The organism is Glutamicibacter endophyticus, assembly GCF_048457885.1.
Taxonomy (GTDB): domain Bacteria; phylum Actinomycetota; class Actinomycetes; order Actinomycetales; family Micrococcaceae; genus Glutamicibacter; species Glutamicibacter endophyticus.
On sequence record NZ_CP174200.1, the window covers coordinates 1508966 to 1528131 of the forward strand.

The following is a 19166-nucleotide window of genomic DNA, read 5'->3' on the forward strand; positions in this document are numbered from 1 at the left end:
TTACGGTTGTCGCACAGCATCTATAACGCTCCTAGTTACAGCGTTTTTTATACCAACGCCAAGTCCATAGACTTTTCAAAAGAATGTGAAATAAATGCGCACGAGTACCGCCTGAAATCGCTTGACGGTTATGCGCTATCTGATTCTATGTTCCTGTCTCAGGAAGATTACTTGAACTCGGACTATGACCTGACGAGTTTGGACATCGCTGACAGCCTAGGTGAGTGGTTAGTGGTTGCAGAGCACGCTTCAGACGATCCCCAGTCCTACCTAGCTTTCTCAGACTCATTCGGCTACAGCCCGGTATTTTATAAGTTGATAGATGGAGAATGCCTAATAGTCTCATCTTCTTTTCATGGAATAATAGCTGGACTAGATTCGCTTCAAATTGCTGCAGATATTGACCTAGACAACTACATACTGACTTTGTCTAGCGACCATCCCACATTCCAGAATATACATTCTGATCATACGATGGCTTCTGGAGTAAGGTTGGCACCGCAAGGAAAAGCTATATATATAGACGCAAATCGCATCGAATTCTTTGATAGAGGGCTAGTAAGCAAGGCCAGGCATGACTCAACTTATGAAGACCTTCTTAGCCAAGGGGTAAATTATATATCCGACGCTTTAAAAACCCATTCGAGATTTTCACCTGAACAGAGCCGTCGAATAACGCTGACCGGAGGGGTTGATTCAAGGCTTTGCTTTGGGTTGTTGACGTCCTCAGGCCAACTTCCCAGCTACAACGTGAGCACTATTGACCCACGTACATGGAAGAGCCCGGCAGGTCTGTCGACAATTGAGAAAGATCTCGCAATTTCCAACCGAATTCGTAACGATTATGACCTTAAGTGGTGGAGTCGTCCTGGGCGACAGGTCATCGAACTGAGCTTCATGGAGTCGCTTACTGCTTTTCAGAGCTATCGGTCCAATCTGGCATTTACATTTCGGCCGGCGACTACCCACAGCCTATTTGATAGCCCTGTTACAACTGTTAGAGGTGGAGGAGGCGAGATCCTACGCGTCGACGCTACGCTTGAAAAACTGGCAGAGGCCTATCAAGAGAGTGCCGCAGGGGGTAGGCACAACACGGGTGTCGATGGCCAGGCAGATTGGTTTGCTAGCCGTACTTTGATGTCGTCTTTCTTGGTTGGCGACGAGCGACAGAAGGCTGCTGAGGCTCTGAAAGAGAACTTCCGGATCCTAGAAGGAAGTACTTTTCTTGAACGTCTATACAACAATTATTTCAGCTTCCGATATAGGGGGCACTTTGGTCACCAACGCCAGACAATATCCACAAATGATACTATTCTACATTTGCTCTCGAACGCCTTCTTTCTCAAAGCAGCACAATCGGCGGATTTCGACTTTCGGATTAATGGCCGAATCGTCAAAGATATTTTCAACCTGACCGATAGTAATCTTCTGTCGTATCCGTTTGAGAATGATAAATGGTCTAAGAGGCTGAACGAAAACCTCATTAGGGAAGTCGACTTCTCACGATCGGTCTGGATACGTGAACTGGAAAGTGTTTCGACTAAACCTGCCAGTGTTTTGCTACCGCGAACGCGGGCTCGTTCTGCTGCTCGACCAACCTCGGATCTTGCTCAAGTCATGACCTCGTATCTCCGCAGGGCATTAGGGTTACTCGAAGAACTTGTACCGAACTCTATGAAATCTCAGATCTCTCGATTTAATCAGGAAGTATTGGTACGGGTTCAACAGGGAAGGCTCGATGCGGGTATAACAGTTGCGAAAGTTGCTTCCGTCATGGACGTTTTCTTTCCCCAACAGGGTATACGTTTTGCAAATCACTATTTGTCGCGTGCTGCAGGCAAAGTGGAATATGAGTCAAGTTTGCTTAAACGAACGGTTCCAAGCTTACCAGTAGATGGTTACCATGATATTCCATTGCCCTCGTATGAGCTTGTCGTCCGTGTTATCGATAGAAACGTACATGCCACTGTTGTTTCCGGCGAAAAGGTCGTTCCCAACGCTGAGTATGCATTCTATCTTTATCTCGATGGAAAGCGGACGGAGACGAGCTGGTATGACCCCTCCAACTACAGAAGTTTTACCCTTCCTTCGCATGAAGGAAATTATTACATAGAGTTTTTCGTGCGCGACATTCAGGGAAAGCTGATTCATATTGGTAAAAGTAAGCACTTTATTTCCAATTAGAACCAACTGAACTTGATTTCTTACTTCTACTTTTCGCCTCTTGATTCATACCATAGGAAATTTTTTGAATATTACTAGACGACGTGACCTCGCTAAATATACAGAAGACGGCCATAACGTTTATCAGAGTGAGAACGAGTTGTATGAATCGACACTAAACGAAGGGTTAAGCTCCACGTTATGCTCTGGAACATGGTTTGATTTTCGTTTCATTGACCGCGGTGCAGATACAACGCTGATATCCTTTAGTGCCGCTATTCCTCCTATGTTTGAAACGTATCCAATCTTTTCTGCTGCTCCAATAGCGGAGAATCTTGGGCTTAACTATCTAGGGTTTTCAGATCCAGCTTACGGTGGTGACGTAAATCTCCCAACTTTTTGGCATCTTGGAGTAGAGAATGTTGAATCGAGGGTGTTGGTGCCCTCTACTATCGACAAACTTCTGATGCATAAAGGCCCGCATAATTTATGTTTTTTTGGTTCGTCAGCTGGGGGTTTTGCTGCATTGCGCTATGCCATGCTTTACCCTGAGGCGCAAACTGTTGTAATGAATCCGAGAATCAATCTTTTAAATATGCCTAAGCGGTTCCCAGAATACTCCGCACGTGCCTTCCCAAGCGTTGACCGAATGGATCTGTTGGCTCAGATTCCGTACAACCTTGCGAAGGCTTATCACGAGCTTGAGCATGGTCGAGTAAGATACATCCAAAACCTTGAGGACCGCAATTATAGGCTTGGTCATTTTGACCATTTCAAGAAGGCAGTTTGTGGAGATGACAAGGTAGAGTTTATTACCGGTAATTGGGGGCAAGGTCACGTTGTTCCGCCCGAGGAAGTCTACATGAATGCCTTGAGGGAATCTGTTAAAGAGGCTCGCCAGTGATTCGCATCCGCTGCTGAGTTAAAAGCCAAGGATCGAGTATGAAACGATGTCCTTTTTACTGGAACGTTGACATGAACGGCACGGGGATCAACCTCGCCATTTTGGGAACGCTCAAAATGGAGAGCACGATGTACGCGACGGTCACCTAATAGAATACCGCCGACCTGCCATATGTTTGTGATATCGCTGAATCAGCAGTCGGGACTCGGCCAGGTCCTTGAGTTTGTTGGCTTGCGAAAAGCATAACAACGTCTGACACAAACGCTGGTTCTTTCTCTGGTTCATGGACGTGTCCGGAATGCCAGTGGGGCCACGTGTCATTTGGAACCAAGGAGCCCTTCCACGACTCCGACACCGTTTCGAAGCGTTTGTACGCGTTGGAAGAAACGTTAAGCATTTCCAGAGCGCCCCGTACTCAGCGATGGTGTGGGAGAGTATTTTGTGAATGCCCTGGCTGTTCGCAATCCGTGTCTCGGCGCGGGAGCCCACAAATTTATAGACCACCCTTAGTCATCGGTATAAGTACGGCACATCAATGATCGGCAGACGACGATCAGACTCGTCTTGTCGATGCCGAATAGGGTGAAATGGTACGCCCGTTCTGGCGACTTGGTACGGCTCGGCTCCACCCACCGGGTACCGCGATTCTGGCTTAGTGGTACCGCACTACTCGCGTTGGCATCGTTCTGGGCCCGGCACGCAGCGAGCCCAGAACGATATTATTGAGTCATCAGGCCCCGGGGATCATCAAGGTCCTAGGAATGTTCAGGGCGTCGAAACCTATTCCCAGAAATCCTTGGATTTTCGGGCCTGATCTCCAAGCTGCTTTCGCATGTCCAACGCTCCGAGAGGCAACCACCTGGTATTCGTGGCCAACCGATTCACGATCGAATCCCCAGCAATCCTGTCCGGGATTACCGAAGCCCAGTACTCCGGATCAGTCTGCGAAGCGATAATCGTCGGCAACGTGTACTCGCGATCAGAAAGCACGGCAAACAGTTCACTGGCTCCTTGCTGGTCAATGCCCACGGTCATGAAATCGTCAATGATCAATACGTCAACAGTACGCAGCTTGGTCAGCAACCGTTGGTAATCACGGGTATCTTCCCGCGCAAGTCGGAAGTCCCTGACCAAGTCGTCCATCCGACGATAAAACACCGTGTGCTCGGTATGGCAGGCTGCCACCCCGATCGCGCACGCCAAGTACGTTTTGCCACCGCCTGTCGGTGAAATGATGAGCAGGTTCTTCGGGTCTGCCCGGCATTCATGACTCAGGTACCGGCGCATCCTAGCCTCGTCGATCTTCCTGCCGGGAAGATAATGGATCTGGGCAATCGACGCGGTCGGCAACGGGAATCTGGCCTGCGAAATCAACTTGTCGATCCGCCGGCCCCTGCGGGAATCGACCGCATGCTCAACAGCCTGCATGAACACCTCTTCCGGGGTCAGCCGCTCGTTGGCTTGTTCGCCGGTCAGCTCGAAGAACTTCTGAGCGAAGGCCGTCAGCCGCAAGTCCTTGATCTTCTTCTGGTCCGCGTCGCTGAGCATTACTGGCCACCGCCCATCGAGTAGTAGCCGGGTGCCCTGACGAATTCGCGTAGTCGTTCAGATTCCGCAGACAAGTCCTTGGCTGCTTCCGGAACCGGCACCACAGGCCCCCGCTGTTTCTCTTCTTGAGCCATCGTTGCGATGATCCGCTTCAGCCCGCTGTATGAGGAATATCCACCGCGCTCCATCAGATACTTGCAGGCTGGCTCCAGCAGGCTGCGGTGCTTGACCCCCAGCCCCTTGACGATATTGCGGCACTCGACAAATGCTTGCGCTTCAACATCGGCACGATCCAACACGGCCGTGATGACATCAACGGTTGCAGGGCCGAAAGACTGGGCATGAGCGATGAACCATTCCCGGCTCCAAAGACCGGAAACATCCTTATGCTGCGGCGGAATATGAGCTTCCAGCGTGGAATGCTGGCCACGGCGCCCGGCCAGCCGCGGATGCTCGGCCACCACGAGCGTCCCGTCGATCACCGTCACCCTAGTTTGTGTCAGCCGTGTGCTTAACGTACGCCCGACCAGCTGATAGGGCACCGAGTAGTACTGATAGTCGCACTGCACGTGATAGTTCGGGCCCACCTTCAACTGCTTGTATTCAACCTGCTCGAACCGGTGGGACGGCAAGGGCCTGAGTAAGGACTTCTCTGCCGTGGCAAACAGCTCGGCACGACTTGTTCCGTTGGTCCGGTGCACCTTGGAATTCACATACTCCAGCCTGCCTTGCACTGCCTCGTTGAGCTGCTCGAAGCTCTCGAAGTCCGCATCGGCCAGATACCCCAGGACCATTGTTTCGATAACCTGCACCATCCGCTCAACATGCGCCTTGTCACGGGGCTTGCCCGGCCGTGCCGGCACGATCGCTGTCCCGTAGTGCTCAGCCAACGCTGCGTAGGACTTGGTGATCACCACTTCACGGGCACCGCCCTTGGCTCCGGTGCGTCGGTCCTGCCGGAAATGGGTTGCGGTCTTCGCATTATCTGGAACGATCATCTGCGGAACGCCGCCGAAGAACTCCAACGCGTCAGCATGCGCTTGATTCCACGCATCCTGCCTCATGTTCGCAAATGCCTTGGCGAACACCATGGACGAGAATGGCAACGAGGCGACGAAGAAGAACGCTTTGAACTGCTCGCCAGTCACCGCGTCAACCACCGTCAAGGTCGGACCAGCCCAGTCGACGAACATGGCCTTGCCCGGCGCATGCTGCAGCGTCGCCACCAGATCATGGGTCCGCGCGTGCTGGTGGAACTTTGAACAGAACTGGGAATAGCTGTATTTCCTCAGCCCATCACCCAGATCCGTGTATTTCACCCAAGCTTGCTGCAACGTGAAGAACCGATTGCGTTGCAACTGCTCGGCAACCAGGACAAAGTCCGGCTCCGAATAGTTTGAACTGATCACTTTGCGCCGGTCCGGGAAGATCTCCGCCAACCTGGCGTGGGTGATGTCAGCGAGGTTCTGCGCGGTGATCTGGTGGGTGTCGATGGCTTTCTTGGCTGCTGAAATGTCTCTTCGAGAACAGTTCACCGCGGCCGTGATTTCTGCGTAGGTGTATCCATCGAAGAGCATCTGCATGATGCGCCGATAATCCATTTTCAAGGATTCTCCTTGGGTCAGGGATACTCTCTGGAACCCTGTGTGGTTCACATCGGGGAATATCCATGACTAGAAAATCAGCGGTTGGTGACCATGAGTACCGACTAGACAGAACAGAAGTACCATCTTGCAAGAACAGAAGTACCCACACGCGCTATTCTGCAGTCGATGAGGCAACTGTAGTCTCAACATTGATACGTGCTGCCTCCTCTTTGGCCAGCACGAAGTTAGATGGTCAAGGGACACGGGGCCGTTGAATCCTCGCTCGAGACAACGACGGAGCGTAAAGCGACAGCACAGGGCTAGTCCAGCAAATGAAAGCTCAGTAATTTACCGATAGAGCCGCGCGCAAAATGCAAAGGCAAGTTTATGTCCTCAAGCTTGGCCAAGGCTTCTTCCAAAGTAGGTTTGCTCAGGTGCTCGAAGCCGATTGAAGTGGCAATCTTTGCTCCCTGCATCGAAAGTTCCCGGAGGGATTCACGATCAGCCGAAGTTGCATGCCCACGAGTACTAGCTAAGGCAAGTAACAGATTTGATGGGCCGTTTTTAACTTCATCGGCTTCTCCGTCAATTTCATAATGATAAATTTCGGATGGTTCCAAAGGTCCACCGAGCAATGTAAGCCGCTCTTCGACCTCTGAAGTCGTAATGTTCTTTCTCTCGTCATCATATCGAAAAGAGGCTAATTCAGGATTCATCAGTGTAATCATGTCGTGTATGACGGTCAGAGATTTTCCTGCCTTGACGGTTTCCTTCCAAGAGCTCGTTCGGGCCAAACCAACGAGCTCGCGATTCATGAACGGGCGGACGCCCACCATTGAGGTGGTTACAAAGCGACCGCTGTGAATAGCGTTTCTGTACCCTGTGTAATGCCATTCTGAAGCAATCGGATCGTCAAACTCAACCGACATATCCAGTAGAGCCTGCTCAGTCTCCACATAGAAAGCGTCAGCAATCGCTTTATCTTTGATTGTCCTATAAATCTGTTGCATGGAGCGCCAACCATATTGTCCTTTGACCAACTCGGCCCCATGCCCGCCAATATTAAACGTTGGATGCTGCGTCACTATCCGATTTGGCATTACTAAAAAGTCATATAGACCAGAATTGGACAGGTACCAAAGTGCTAGCGGATTTCTAACCCGTTCAATCCTGCGAGTAGCAGCATTCGGAATGTCCTCGTTCAAAGGCAATCCAAACTGCTCAGAAATATCAGCTACTACTTCGAAGTCTTTCTGATGTTGAGGTGCGGAGTGCTGACAAGTTAGCTTCGCTAGCGAGCGAAGTTCGCTAGACAACGTCATTGCCGCTATATTGACCCTTGAGTCTAAGCCGCCACTGACCCCTAGATTCACTCGCCCGGGTCCAAGTTTGGCAAGTGTCGCCAATAAGCTTACGTAGTCAATAGTGTGTTCACGGAGTGCAACTCGGTAGTCTCCAGCGTTTCTCGTTTTGAAAAGGTCCTTCAAATCACTACGAACCATCTCAACCCGCATCGAAGTCTTGAGGTCAATGCGAACATTCGCCCCGATTGGCAGCATTTTTATTTGTTCAATCATTGAATTACTACTGAGCATTTGGCCAGCCATTGCATTTGTCCATGCACGGGCTGTGATCGCCGTTAGGTTTGGAGTGATTGGAAGGTTTAAAGCTCTCCTCATCTCTCTAATGGCGTAAATAGAATCTGAGAACAACGAGATGTTACTAGAAGTGCTGTGAAATATGGGACACAGGCCAAAGAGATCATTTGACAGACTCAGCGAGTCTCCGTTCATATTCCACGAGCAAGTGATGTAACAACCTTCCTCCGATACGTGACTCAACCGGCGTTTGCTATACGCGGAATTATTGCTAGATGTGCCGCTAAAAATAATACGTTTATTAACGTCATTTTGTATGGCATAACCACGAAAGAACACTCGGTTCCGTAGGTCGACTTCCTCTATGGCCCCACGAGTGACTATTAGTAGCCGGTTTTCCTTGCATAGATCGAGAACCGTCAGTTCAGATCGGTGATCGTTTTGAGCTTCTGTAGAACCCAACAGTGCAGTTTGGAGTCGGTCAATTCTATCTCTAGAGCCGACAGCGATTAGAAAGTTGGACATTTATTGGCCCCTTGCTTGTGTCATGATGATCATATTAATCTAAGGATATAGTGCAATGCACTATCTTTTCCTGTAATCTCTAACGATTATAGCGAGGTTTACTTGTGAGAACTTCAGCCGCCCTTGGTCCTGAATAAGGCTGACGCGCAATCTTGCATCCAGAGCTAGAATTCTATCAGCATAGATATAGTCAACCAACGACTAATTTGAAATTTCCGCAGGTAATTAGAGACCAGGATCGAGAGAGTCGCTATAACGCGGACTAGAAGACACGGATTGATCATCCCGAGGTTGCGAAATAGGGCTCGGGGCCTACTTCACGCTCACCAAATCTCGATACCTGTTGCAGACGAACGTTCGTAGATGGTGTTCGTAACTAAGCTCGTGGATCTTTCAGGATTTGAAATGTACCCATGAGCGGTAAATGGCTTCTACATATTCGGGTGCCCAACAGTGAGGTAGGTTTGCTTTGGTGTACGCAGTTTACTGTTCTTAAACAGACGAAAATGCTGAACGAGAATATGGAACTATAAGGCATCCGAAGCATCCCGGTGTTAGAAAGTATCGTGGTCTATATTTGCTATGTGGTGGCATTTCTGGGCGCAAGAAAAGCAGAATCTAAGCGACTTATGGTGCATGTACCTGCGCGCTCGATGCATCGTTCAAGATTCCATCGAGGTAAGCCCCGCCACGTGAGGCTGCAGATCATTGATTTCTTCGGTGCTGCAGGAAGTAGTTGTCAGCGGCAAGTTAAAATGTACTGTAACGTATGTCTTTTCGACTTGAGACTAGATTATATTTCTAGTTTTCAGGATAAGTCGATTGCTGTCCGTGCGGTCTCATCTTGGAGCGAACCCTAGACATATTTCTTCTATACTCCTAGTCGCTCTTCATGCTCTTGTTTGCTGAGATCGGCCGGTGGGTTAGCACCACTTGACCCTTCGAAGTGAGGGAACTGTCCTGGGGGTGCTCGTTGCACATGGCTGACTTGATCGACAGTGTTTGTGCCGAATTGATCATATTTTATGGACTGGGTTACGAAGTTTTGGTGGCGACCTATGAGGGGGCTACGGGATGCAGCTGGGGATATTGATGTCGCGAGGAAGACAATATGGTATGGACTTAACTTGTACGACGACGTAGATTCTTTGATAGTCGTGCCACCATCGAATACTAATTATCAACTGTTAGGAAACTGGTCCGGAACATTGCTTGCATCGCCTAACTATGCCTTTTTCGTGTTTCCTTAGCGACTCGGGTTTCTGCAGGAATCGAGGGACCCGCAGAATGTGGTTCGGCAATCCTTCGATTTTTCCATGGATGTGTGGTCACCGCGCATGCTCGCTGAGCGGCACAGTAGGCTCAGTTCAAGGGGCGTGTGCAGACGACCTAGCCATTAGCGAGCATATCCTCGGCTAGGCTAGGTGTATTCGCGGGAACGCATTGGTACCTTTGCGATTCAGGGTCGGGTCGAACGAAACAGAATGTAAGTGGGCAGGCGTTTTCACCGACACGATTACGTAGATTTGACTGCCTGATGATGAAACTCAATTGTCCATTTGTGTCCAGTGGGAGAGACCTTCCTAACTTCGCTTGCAACAGAGTGGCATCGAGGCCTATTTATTGAGTGACGAAACCAGCCGGTATTTCTAGACCACGTTAGAGCTTGGAATCGCGACGCTGAGATCTGTGTACACGGAACCTTACGAAAACACGGCCTAGGAACATGCGACCGATTGCTATGCATGTGCCAGATAAACGACCATACACGCTCGAATATTTATGTTGTCCTGCAAGTCAAGTTTTAACTCTTAAAGAGATTCAGTACGAATGCATGGTGGGAGAGCTTATGGGATGTTCAGAAGAAGTGCTTGACCTGGTTCATTGTGGCGTCAGTTTCCGATAGCATACGTGGACTCTCATTCGGATGATTATCCATCATTTAGTCAGCTATTGGCTGGAAGCATGTTGGTCGCTTATCACCAGACTATGCCTTCTCACGCTGGTAGGTAGGTGCCACGCTGACTGTGCAATGTGCGCCAGAGATGGGACAACCCAAGCAAAAGAAGCTGACAACAGTGAAAGCTCCGATGTCCTAGCGTGAAGCGAGAAACTTTTTGGGCCCGTACTCAATGAGTCGTTCACAGCCAAAGTCCTGTTTCCGTGCCACCTTGCCCAACATACGAAAAGCGGGATTAAGTACGCACCTGGGCTCAAGTTAGGTGGACGTTGAGCAAATCGACAGATATGTTACGTACCAGTTCAGGCTTTGCCACCAACGGTCTTCAGAACTTCTCGGAAACTTCGGCTTCTTTACAAAGTGTGCCACCCGGATACAGGTTAGACTGAGGAAGTTCGAAGAATAGCTTCGTTAGGGTATCTGAATTGAAGAATGCAGACGGTCAGCTTGTTCCGGAGTCTCCGTACAGGGGGAACCCGCGGCGCACGTACTGGAAAACGGGAATGCGCACATCCTCGGTGCTTTCTATTCCAGATCTCTACACAAAGCGCTTCGAGATAAAACAAGACGATCGCATAGCAACCGCCGGAAGCTGTTTTGCCCAACACATTGCTCGACACATGCGGAAAAACGGCTACCGGGTGATCGACGCCGAACCAGCACCGCCAAACTTAACTGCAAGTGGTGCGGCCGAATATGGGTATAGTATCTACTCAGCTCGTTACGGGAACATTTATTATACCCGGCAGCTCATGCAACTGGTTCGTGAGGCAATCGGTGAGCGCACGCCGCAAGAGCGAGTCTGGGAACGAGACGGCCGTTATTTTGATGCATTACGGCCTACTATTTTTCCGGGTGGACACGAGACTCCTGAGCTCGTTCTGAAGCACCGGGAGCCTCATCTCCGGGCAATAGTGTCCATGCTGAAGCAAGCAAATATATTTGTATTCACTATGGGGCTCACTGAAGCGTGGGTTTCGAAAGCAGACGGAACTGTCTACCCAGTCGCACCTGGCACAGTAGCGGGCTCGTATGACGAGGAAAAGTACGAGTTTTACAATTTCACCTACACAGACGTTGTCCGTGATTTCTTAGAGTTTCGGATATTGGCTCGGAGAATTAATCCGCGAATAAAGTTCGTATTGACTGTTTCTCCCGTTCCATTAGCAGCAACCGCTACTACGAGTCATGTACTGACCGCGACGACTTATTCCAAAGCAGTTCTGCGGGCTGCCGCTGGAGAGATAATCAGGCGTTGTGCTGACGTGGATTATTTCCCATCATACGAAATTATCTCTCAAAGTTACCTAGAACATTCACCCTTCGACGAGACCGGCCGCAACGTTCGGCCAGAAGCGGTCGATATTGTTATGCGCTATTTCTTTGACGAACATAAGCCAATCGCCTTGGGCTTGTCACCCGGACACGATGTCAAAAGTTCGGGTGAACAAGTTTTTTGCGATGATGCATTATTGGAGATTTTTGCGGAATGAGAATTTGTTTTATCGGTAACTCGCATCTGGGGCCGCTCGCGGTGTCGTCTCAAGATATCAAGGCGGTGCATGATGCAGACAAACGCAAGTTTTATATATCCAGAACCTATGGGACACAGCGCCTCAAAGTTGTGGGTTTGAACAAGGTCTCGATCTTAGACATGGTCAAAATCGACGCCGACAGTGCGACTAAGTCAACTATCTTCACTGAAGATTATGATCAGTTTGTTATTGTAGGTTTCGGTTTTTCGTTGATTTCAATAGTTGAATCATGGCGCGAATATCAGCCTGATGACTTGCCGGCTTATCTTGGTGGTCAGCTCATGACCAAGGAAGTGGCGAAGTCTTACAACAACTACTGCTTGGCGAAGTCGCAGGCATCCCGACTGCTGGCGGAACTCAGGGCAGTGACTGATAAGCCAATAACGCTCGTTCCTGCACCTTTGCCCGCCAAATGGGCGGCTGAAGAATCAGGGGAGAGGCTTGAAACGTTCCATTTGTTTCGAGGTGCCGAACCTGCGCGGTACGTGCACGATGTTTTCATGAAGCAGCAAGATCGATTCCGTGCAGAGGGAATCCGCATCGTGAGTCAACCGCTTGAAACCATCGATGAATTAATTTGGACGAAGAGCACGCTCTGCCTGGGTCAACCAGGGATAGATGACCCAAGAGGATTTTTTGAAAAAAGGGACTTCTATCACATGAACAAGAAATTTGGAAATTTGATGTTGCAAGAAGTTCTTGACGCTTTATATTAGAGGAGCAATATTTAAAAATGGCTAAAATTGGTTTGGTTGGATTTTTTGGTTGGGGAAACTACGGCGATGAATTGTTTCATCGTATTTGGGAAAATTCTCTCGGGCAAGTTCACGAAACAAGGCTGCTCCACGACAAACTGGAGTATCCGTATTTTTCCCGACCAGCTGTTGATATATCCAAAGAAGTTGACGCGATAGTTATTGGTGGAGGGGATCTCGTAATCCCAAATAAAATATCGCCATTGTACTGGAACAAGGCTTGGTTGCAACGGCCGATCTATATATCCGGCGTCGGCGTTCCCACATGGATAAAGCATGAGGCTGAAGACGTCATGAGTCGATTGCGAACTTTCTTTCAGCACAAGAATGTGAAGTACATTTCAGCCCGCGATGTTGAGAGCGCGGAATGGATTCGTAAAAAGCTGACGCCCAACGTCGAAGTTAAGCACCATGCCGACTTGGCTTTTAGTGGCGTGTATCCTCCTGCGCGGAAATTCGATAAGCCAACTGTTGGAATATCATTGCGGACCCATCGCGCAGGTTCAGATCCGACGGTTCTGCTGAATGCTTGCAAGGAGCTTCAAAGAGAAGGATATGACATTCTGAATGTGGTGATGGGTACAGGTCGTACTCGTGAGGGTGACCTTCAAGTTGCCAGAGATTTTCCTTTGGATGGACAGATCATTTTCGAAAGCGAAAGTATCGATGAGATCAGTTCGACCATTGGTGGCCTTGACTTGCTAATATCTAATAAGTTTCATGGCACCGTTGTGGCGACTACCTATGGTGTCTCTTCCGTAGTGCTGTCTTCGACTTCGAAGTCACGAAACCTATACAGACGACTTGGGCGTACGCCACTATTGTCCAGCGCAACAGACGAAAATTTACTTCAAAAAGTTCGACTGGCTAAAATGCCAATCTCGGAGGACGCGATTAGAGCCTTGCGTCTGGAAGCCTTTGAAGGTGTGCATTCTGTCGTCCGTGCAGTTAATCGGGATTTTCCGTCAAGTTTTTAAGTCTGTTCATAAGCAATTACGTTCACGACAGATTTTGGCTGTCAGAAACTACTTAAAGAACGTTGCGCACGCACGTATGGCGCACTGGAGCATAATTTGAATGTTGACCCACTAGAGCGCTTTCACGCTGTGATACCGGCAGGCGGCGTAGGTACAAGGCTCTGGCCATTGTCTCGCGCATCGGCCCCGAAATTCTTACATGACCTTACTGGGACCGGTTCGACATTGATTCGGGCTACCTTCGATCGCCTCGTCCCATTGGCGTCTAATCGAATAATGGTGATCACAGGACTTGCTCACCGTGGCGCTGTCGTGTCGCAACTGCCAGAACTATCGGAGTTTGACATCGTTCTTGAGCCCGCGCCGCGAGACTCAGGAGCTGCCATCGGACTAGCGGCCGCCATCCTCTGGCACCGTGACCCAAATATAATCATGGGTTCTTTCGCCGCAGACCAAGTCATCGGGCACGAAGCTGCATTTTTCGAAGCCGTCAAAGAGGCCGTACATGCGGCTGCTCAGGGAAAAATTGTGACTATCGGCATCCATCCGAACCACCCTTCGACGGGGTTTGGTTACATTCAAACAGGGGAAGATCTGGGGATTCGGGAAGCGCCTAATGCCCGTAGTGTCTTGAAGTTCGTCGAGAAGCCTGACGAAGAAATAGCTCGCCAATATTTAGCTTCAGGTGGGTTTTTATGGAATGCCGGCATGTTCGTGGCGCCGGTGGGGCTACTACTTAGTCATCTGAGGGAAAACCACCCAGCATTGCACGATGGGCTTATGGAGATTGCGCGCGCGTGGAACTCAGATACGCGCGAAGTGGTCATGGCCGATATTTGGCCGACTTTACCTAAGATCTCTATTGACTATGCAGTTGCGGAGCCGGCTGCTGTAGCCGGTGACGTAGCTGTGGTACCAGGTGTGTTCGATTGGGACGACGTGGGAGACTTTGCTGCGATAGGACGCCTTCATCGGGCGAGTGCCGAGGAAGGAACAATTTCTCTTGGCCACACCGACAGTCGCGTGTATGCAGATCGCGCTACCGGAGTTGTTTATTCGGATGGACCTAGAGTGATTGCGCTAGTTGGTATTGAGGACGTGGTTGTTGTTGACGTGGCAGATGCATTGCTAGTGACGACAAAGGCGCATGCTCAGAAAGTCAAAAATACTGTTGAACAGTTGAAAGCCGACGGCGCAACAGAAGTCCTTTGATGCGACGTCTAATTTGTACGAATATTTCCTACAGAAAACATTTATGATGAACGATATTGATATACACGAGAGCTTCAAGGCCTACGACGTGCGTGGCATCGTTGGGCAGGAATTGAACGCCGAAGCCGTCGAGGCTATTGGAGCTGCCTTTGTCGATGTGCTGGCGCTTTCCGGCAAGGATGTGCTCATTGGCGGAGATATGCGGCCTTCGAGCGCCGACTTCGCTCAGGCTTTCGCCCGTGGCGTGACTTATCGCGGGGCGAACGCGGTGTTGTTGGGCCAGATCTCCACCGACGAACTGTACTTCGCGGCGGGCCGCTACGACGCCGCTGGTGTAGTTTTTACCGCTAGCCACAATCCGGCGGAATACAACGGGTTGAAGATGGCCAAGGCCGGGGCCGTGCCGATTTCGTCGGATACTGGCCTGTTCGATATTCGTGATCTCGCGCAGAGCTATCTGGCCGAGGGGCTGCCGGTTTCGACCGAGGCCCCCTCCGGTACGGTGCGTGAGTTGGATGTTTTGGCTGATTACGCGGCCTATCTGCGTTCCTTGGTTGATCTGTCGGGGATTCGGCCGTTGAAGGTGGTCGTGGACGCCGGTAATGGTATGGCCGGGCTGACGACTCCTGCCGTGCTGGGTGACAGTGTGTTGGCCGGGTTGCCGTTGGAGATTGTGGATCTGTATTTCGATCTCGATGGGACTTTCCCGAATCATCCGGCGAATCCGTTGGAGCCGGAGAATCTTAAGGATCTGCAGGCCGCGGTGCGTGAGCACGGGGCGGATATTGGTTTGGCGTTCGATGGGGATGCTGATCGTTGCTTTGTGATCGATGAGCGGGGTAACCCGGTGTCTCCCTCGGCGGTGACCGCGCTGGTTGCGGTGCGTGAAATTGCGCGGGCTCAGGCTGCTGGGGAGTCGAGCCCGGTGGTGATTCATAATTTGATTACCTCGCGGGCGGTGCCGGAGTTCGTCACGCAGGTCGGCGGGGTGCCGGTGCAGACACGTGTGGGTCATTCCTTCATTAAGGCCAAGATGGCCGAGCATGGGGCGATTTTCGGTGGTGAGCACTCGGCGCACTACTATTTCCGTGATTTTTACAACGCTGATACCGGGATGTTGGCGGCGATGCATGTGTTGGCCGCGTTGGGTGAGAGCACGTTGCCGCTTTCGGAGCTGGGGGCTCGTTTTGAGCCGTATACCGCCACTGGGGAGATCAACTCTCGGGTCGAGGATAAGGATGCGGCGATCGCCCGTGTGGCGGCGCATTTCGCGGGTCAGCCGGTGAGCGTGAGCACCATGGACGGCACGACGTTTAGCGCAGAGGATGGTAGCTGGTGGTTTAACCTCCGTCCGTCGAATACCGAGCCGTTCTTGCGTTTCAATGGTGAGGGTCTCACTGCGGCGATCATTGAGCCGGTCCGTGATAGCGTGCTGGGGATCGTTCGGGCATGAAATCTACAGGCTTGCAGTAGTGTTTCCATCGATATTAATAAAGGTGAAAATATGAACGGTATACGACCCGAAAATGAATACGTTCAAGAATTGGCCGCGGTTCAAGAAGACATAGCCCGTCTTATCAAGTTTACGAAACGGCATCGAGCGGAGCTGGAAGAGCTGCTGAATCGAGCGTCAAACTCTTCCTTTAAGGATTCCGTTAATGAACTTCTTGAGAAAACTCCGGAACTTACGTCTCGGTATCTCGACGGTAATTCGGTTTCTTTCTACTTGCGCGAAAACGAGTTGGGCAGGGCTAAAATCTGGGCGGAAGTCCTAAGGTCAAAGCCCACTAAGTCCCTGTCTGATCTACGTGCGTTGCGACTGCTCGAAACGAAATTGGGAAACGTCTCGAAGACTCTGACGCTAACACATGAGATCGCAATCCAGGATAAGAGCGTTGCCGCATCTGGGGTTCGGCTCCTCGAGGGACGCGTTCGCGAGCTACTAGGCGTGCGGCCCCGAATCCCCGGGCCGGTGAAGCCGATTAGTAATAGGGTCTCTAATAGAGTAGTTCACCTTGTTAAAGAGAGCCGACCCAATTTGTCCAACGGCTTCACCTCAAGGAGCCATAAGAATTTTCTCGCAGAAAAAAAGGCGGGCCTCGAGCCCATAGTTATAACTGAACCAGGTTTTCCAGACAACAATCCTCGCACTCATCGTGAGTTTGTGGACGGTATACTCCACATTCGATTGGGGTTTGGCGATATCAATTATTCGCAGTTGCCGGTAGACCAGTTTAACCAACTTTTTGCTGACTTAGCCTATGAGGAGATAAAGAACCTGCGTCCAGAGTTCATCCATGCAAGTTCCGGGCGTCGTGGATATGAAACAGCTTTGGTCGGTTTGGCACTGAAGTACAAAACTGAAATACCATTGGTATACGAGGTCCGGTCGTTCTTCGAAGCGAATTGGACTGATAACACGGCTCTTGAGTCCACAGGCGAGATATTTGAGTGTCGAATGGCTATCGAAAAGGTGTGCATGGATGAGTCGGACCGTGTGCTAACGATCTGCCACACCATGAAGGACGACTTGGTGGCGCGGGGGATAGATCCAAATAAGATTGGCATTATCCCTAATGCGGTCGACCTAGATCACTTTAGCCCAATGCAACGAGATGTTGAACTGGCTGCGACGTATTCACTAAGCGACTTCGCGACCTTTGGATATGTTTCGAACATGGATCACTATCGCGAGTCCCAAGAAACTTTAATTGAGGCGATGGCCGAGCTCAAGCAACGTGGCGTGCGCGCTAAATGTGTCTTAGTAGGCGGTGGACCGCGAGCTGATAAATTGAAGAAATTGGCAATCGACTTTGGCGTCGAGCAAGAAGTTATATTTACTGGCGCAGTGGACCATAACTTGATTGACAAGTACTACTCACTGATTGATGTGTTTGTCGTGCCAAGAATCGCAGAGCGTGCAGCAACCTTCGTTACTCCTCTGAAGCCCTTTGAAGCCATGGCAGAACTTAAACCAGTCGTTACTTCCGACTTGCCAGCATTGATTGAGATTACGAGAGCTCCTGAACGAGGATTGAGTTTCGCAGCTGGAAACTCCATAGCGCTGGCTGACACCCTTGAAAGCCTGTTCCATGATGAGGACCTACAAAGAAATCTTGCCCGTGCAGGTAGAGACTGGGTCAAAGAAGAGCGGACTTGGGACTTGAACGGAGAACGGTACGTTTCTGAGTTCTCAAAACTGAAGGGGAAATGATGAAATCGAGTTATTTAGGGTTTCGGGCTACGTCTGATTCACCTTTCTCGGAGGTTATGAATGCCTATCGAGCAAGCTCCATGGACGTAAGCGAGCAGCACTTTGTTGCCTATACGCCGGTTGCTCGTATGAATCCTTATCAAGCGCTCTTATACAAATCCTTCAGTTCTGAGGGAATTTTGACAGCACCCATCCTTCAACCTGGTAAGTTTCTGGAGCTTCAAAATTTTCCTTTGTCTTCTAGAACCAAGACGCTTCATCTGCACTGGAATTCGTGGATGACTCAAGGAATGGAAGACGAAAGCAGAGCCCGTGCTATGGGGCTGGGGATGGCCGCACGTCTTAAACGGCTTCAGAGCAAAGGATTCAATATTGTGTGGACAGTTCATAACGTCTACCCGCACGATGCCTTGCACATAGACGTCGAACTCGAGATTCAGCAGGAGATAGCCAACACTGCAGATATTTTGCATGTAATGTCGCCGGCAACTGTCGACGCAATGGCGGGTATTACTGAAATTGATTCTTCCAAAATCTTGCATTCCCCACATCCAGGATATGTAGGCGCATACCCGGATTACGTAACTCGTGAAGATGCGAGAGCTGCTTTCGGCATAGGAGGGGATGAGGTTGTCTTTCTGGTCTTCGGTGCTCTCAAGACCTACAAAGGACTGCTTCGAACATTAGCGGCATTCGATGAGCTGGTTGCTAACAACCCTAACCAACGATTTCGACTACTTGTCGCTGGCAAGTCCGATGGGTCAGTTGAAGCTGAGGAGTTTGTTTCACGCTGCCTAGTTCATCCTCACGTTCTCATTGAGAATTCTACGATTCCTTTTGACAAGGTACAGTACTTTATGAGGGCTTCTGATGTTGGGTTGGTCCATTATGCTCGGTCATTGAATAGCGGAGCTGCGCTCCTTTTCGGCGCATTTGACCTGCCAATCGTTGCTTCTTCAACTCCTACATTCAAGGCCGAACTTCATTCAGATTCTACCTATTTTGTAGAAGGCGAACACTCAGTTGATCTAGCGGACGCAATGGAACGTTCTCTTAGCTCATTGGGAAATGGTGCACTTCGCGAGTCACTGAGGGACTTCCAGTCCGCGTTGAGGCCAGAGATCGTTAGTGCCAAGTTTGCTAGGGAACTAAGCGCTCGCTTGAAGTAATTGTGGCCGATGCTTATTGT

Annotated in this window: 12 protein-coding genes; 9 read left to right on the forward strand and 3 right to left on the reverse strand. The window is 50.2% G+C overall.

What is annotated here, in order from left to right; translation table 11 throughout:
• Positions 1-6 precede the first annotated feature (6 nt).
• Together ACJD00_RS07115 and ACJD00_RS07120 are read left to right on the forward strand one after the other, a co-directional pair.
• A complete protein-coding gene (locus ACJD00_RS07115) occupies positions 7-2184 on the forward strand; it encodes a hypothetical protein (RefSeq protein ID WP_418909107.1) in 2178 nt (725 codons plus the stop codon).
• A 64-nt stretch (positions 2185-2248) separates the two neighbouring features.
• Positions 2249-3067 (forward strand): hypothetical protein, encoded by an 819-nt coding sequence (locus tag ACJD00_RS07120; RefSeq protein ID WP_418909108.1) that lies wholly within the window; start codon positions 2249-2251, stop codon positions 3065-3067.
• Between the two features lie 780 nt (positions 3068-3847).
• Here ACJD00_RS07120 and ACJD00_RS07125 read toward each other — a convergent pair.
• From ACJD00_RS07125 to ACJD00_RS07135, 3 genes are all read right to left on the reverse strand, one after another.
• Positions 3848-4615: an ATP-binding protein gene (locus ACJD00_RS07125; protein WP_418909109.1), complete on the reverse strand. Its 768-nt coding sequence runs from the start codon at positions 4613-4615 to the stop codon at positions 3848-3850.
• Entirely contained in the window at positions 4615-6216 is a 1602-nt protein-coding gene (gene istA / locus ACJD00_RS07130; protein ID WP_418909319.1) for an IS21 family transposase, read from the reverse strand. The genes ACJD00_RS07125 and istA overlap by 1 nt, the downstream gene beginning before the upstream one ends.
• A gap of 305 nt (positions 6217-6521) precedes the next feature.
• Positions 6522-7778, reverse strand: coding sequence for a hypothetical protein (locus ACJD00_RS07135; RefSeq protein WP_418909110.1), 1257 nt, complete (start codon positions 7776-7778; stop codon positions 6522-6524).
• Between the two features lie 2931 nt (positions 7779-10709).
• Here ACJD00_RS07135 and ACJD00_RS07140 point away from each other — a divergent pair.
• The 7 genes from ACJD00_RS07140 to ACJD00_RS07170 all read left to right on the forward strand — a co-directional run bounded on the left by ACJD00_RS07140 (position 10710) and on the right by ACJD00_RS07170 (position 19146).
• The gene (locus ACJD00_RS07140) at positions 10710-11777 is read left to right on the forward strand and encodes a GSCFA domain-containing protein (protein WP_418909111.1); all 1068 of its coding nucleotides are present in this window, start codon (positions 10710-10712) and stop codon (positions 11775-11777) included.
• Positions 11774-12535: a hypothetical protein gene (locus ACJD00_RS07145; protein WP_418909112.1), complete on the forward strand. Its 762-nt coding sequence runs from the start codon at positions 11774-11776 to the stop codon at positions 12533-12535. Before ACJD00_RS07140 ends, ACJD00_RS07145 begins: the two co-directional genes overlap by 4 nt.
• Positions 12536-12552: 17 nt before the next feature.
• A complete protein-coding gene (locus ACJD00_RS07150) occupies positions 12553-13551 on the forward strand; it encodes a polysaccharide pyruvyl transferase family protein (protein WP_418909113.1) in 999 nt (332 codons plus the stop codon).
• A gap of 96 nt (positions 13552-13647) precedes the next feature.
• Positions 13648-14763, forward strand: coding sequence for a mannose-1-phosphate guanylyltransferase (locus tag ACJD00_RS07155; protein WP_418909114.1), 1116 nt, complete (start codon positions 13648-13650; stop codon positions 14761-14763).
• Positions 14764-14806: 43 nt separating this feature from the next.
• The gene (locus ACJD00_RS07160) at positions 14807-16216 is read left to right on the forward strand and encodes a phosphomannomutase/phosphoglucomutase (RefSeq protein ID WP_418909115.1); all 1410 of its coding nucleotides are present in this window, start codon (positions 14807-14809) and stop codon (positions 16214-16216) included.
• A 51-nt stretch (positions 16217-16267) separates the two neighbouring features.
• A complete protein-coding gene (locus ACJD00_RS07165) occupies positions 16268-17977 on the forward strand; it encodes a glycosyltransferase family 4 protein (RefSeq protein ID WP_418909116.1) in 1710 nt (569 codons plus the stop codon).
• Positions 17978-18057: 80 nt separating this feature from the next.
• Complete coding sequence (locus ACJD00_RS07170; RefSeq protein ID WP_418909117.1) at positions 18058-19146, forward strand: glycosyltransferase; 1089 nt, start codon at positions 18058-18060, stop codon at positions 19144-19146.
• Positions 19147-19166: the final 20 nt, after the last annotated feature.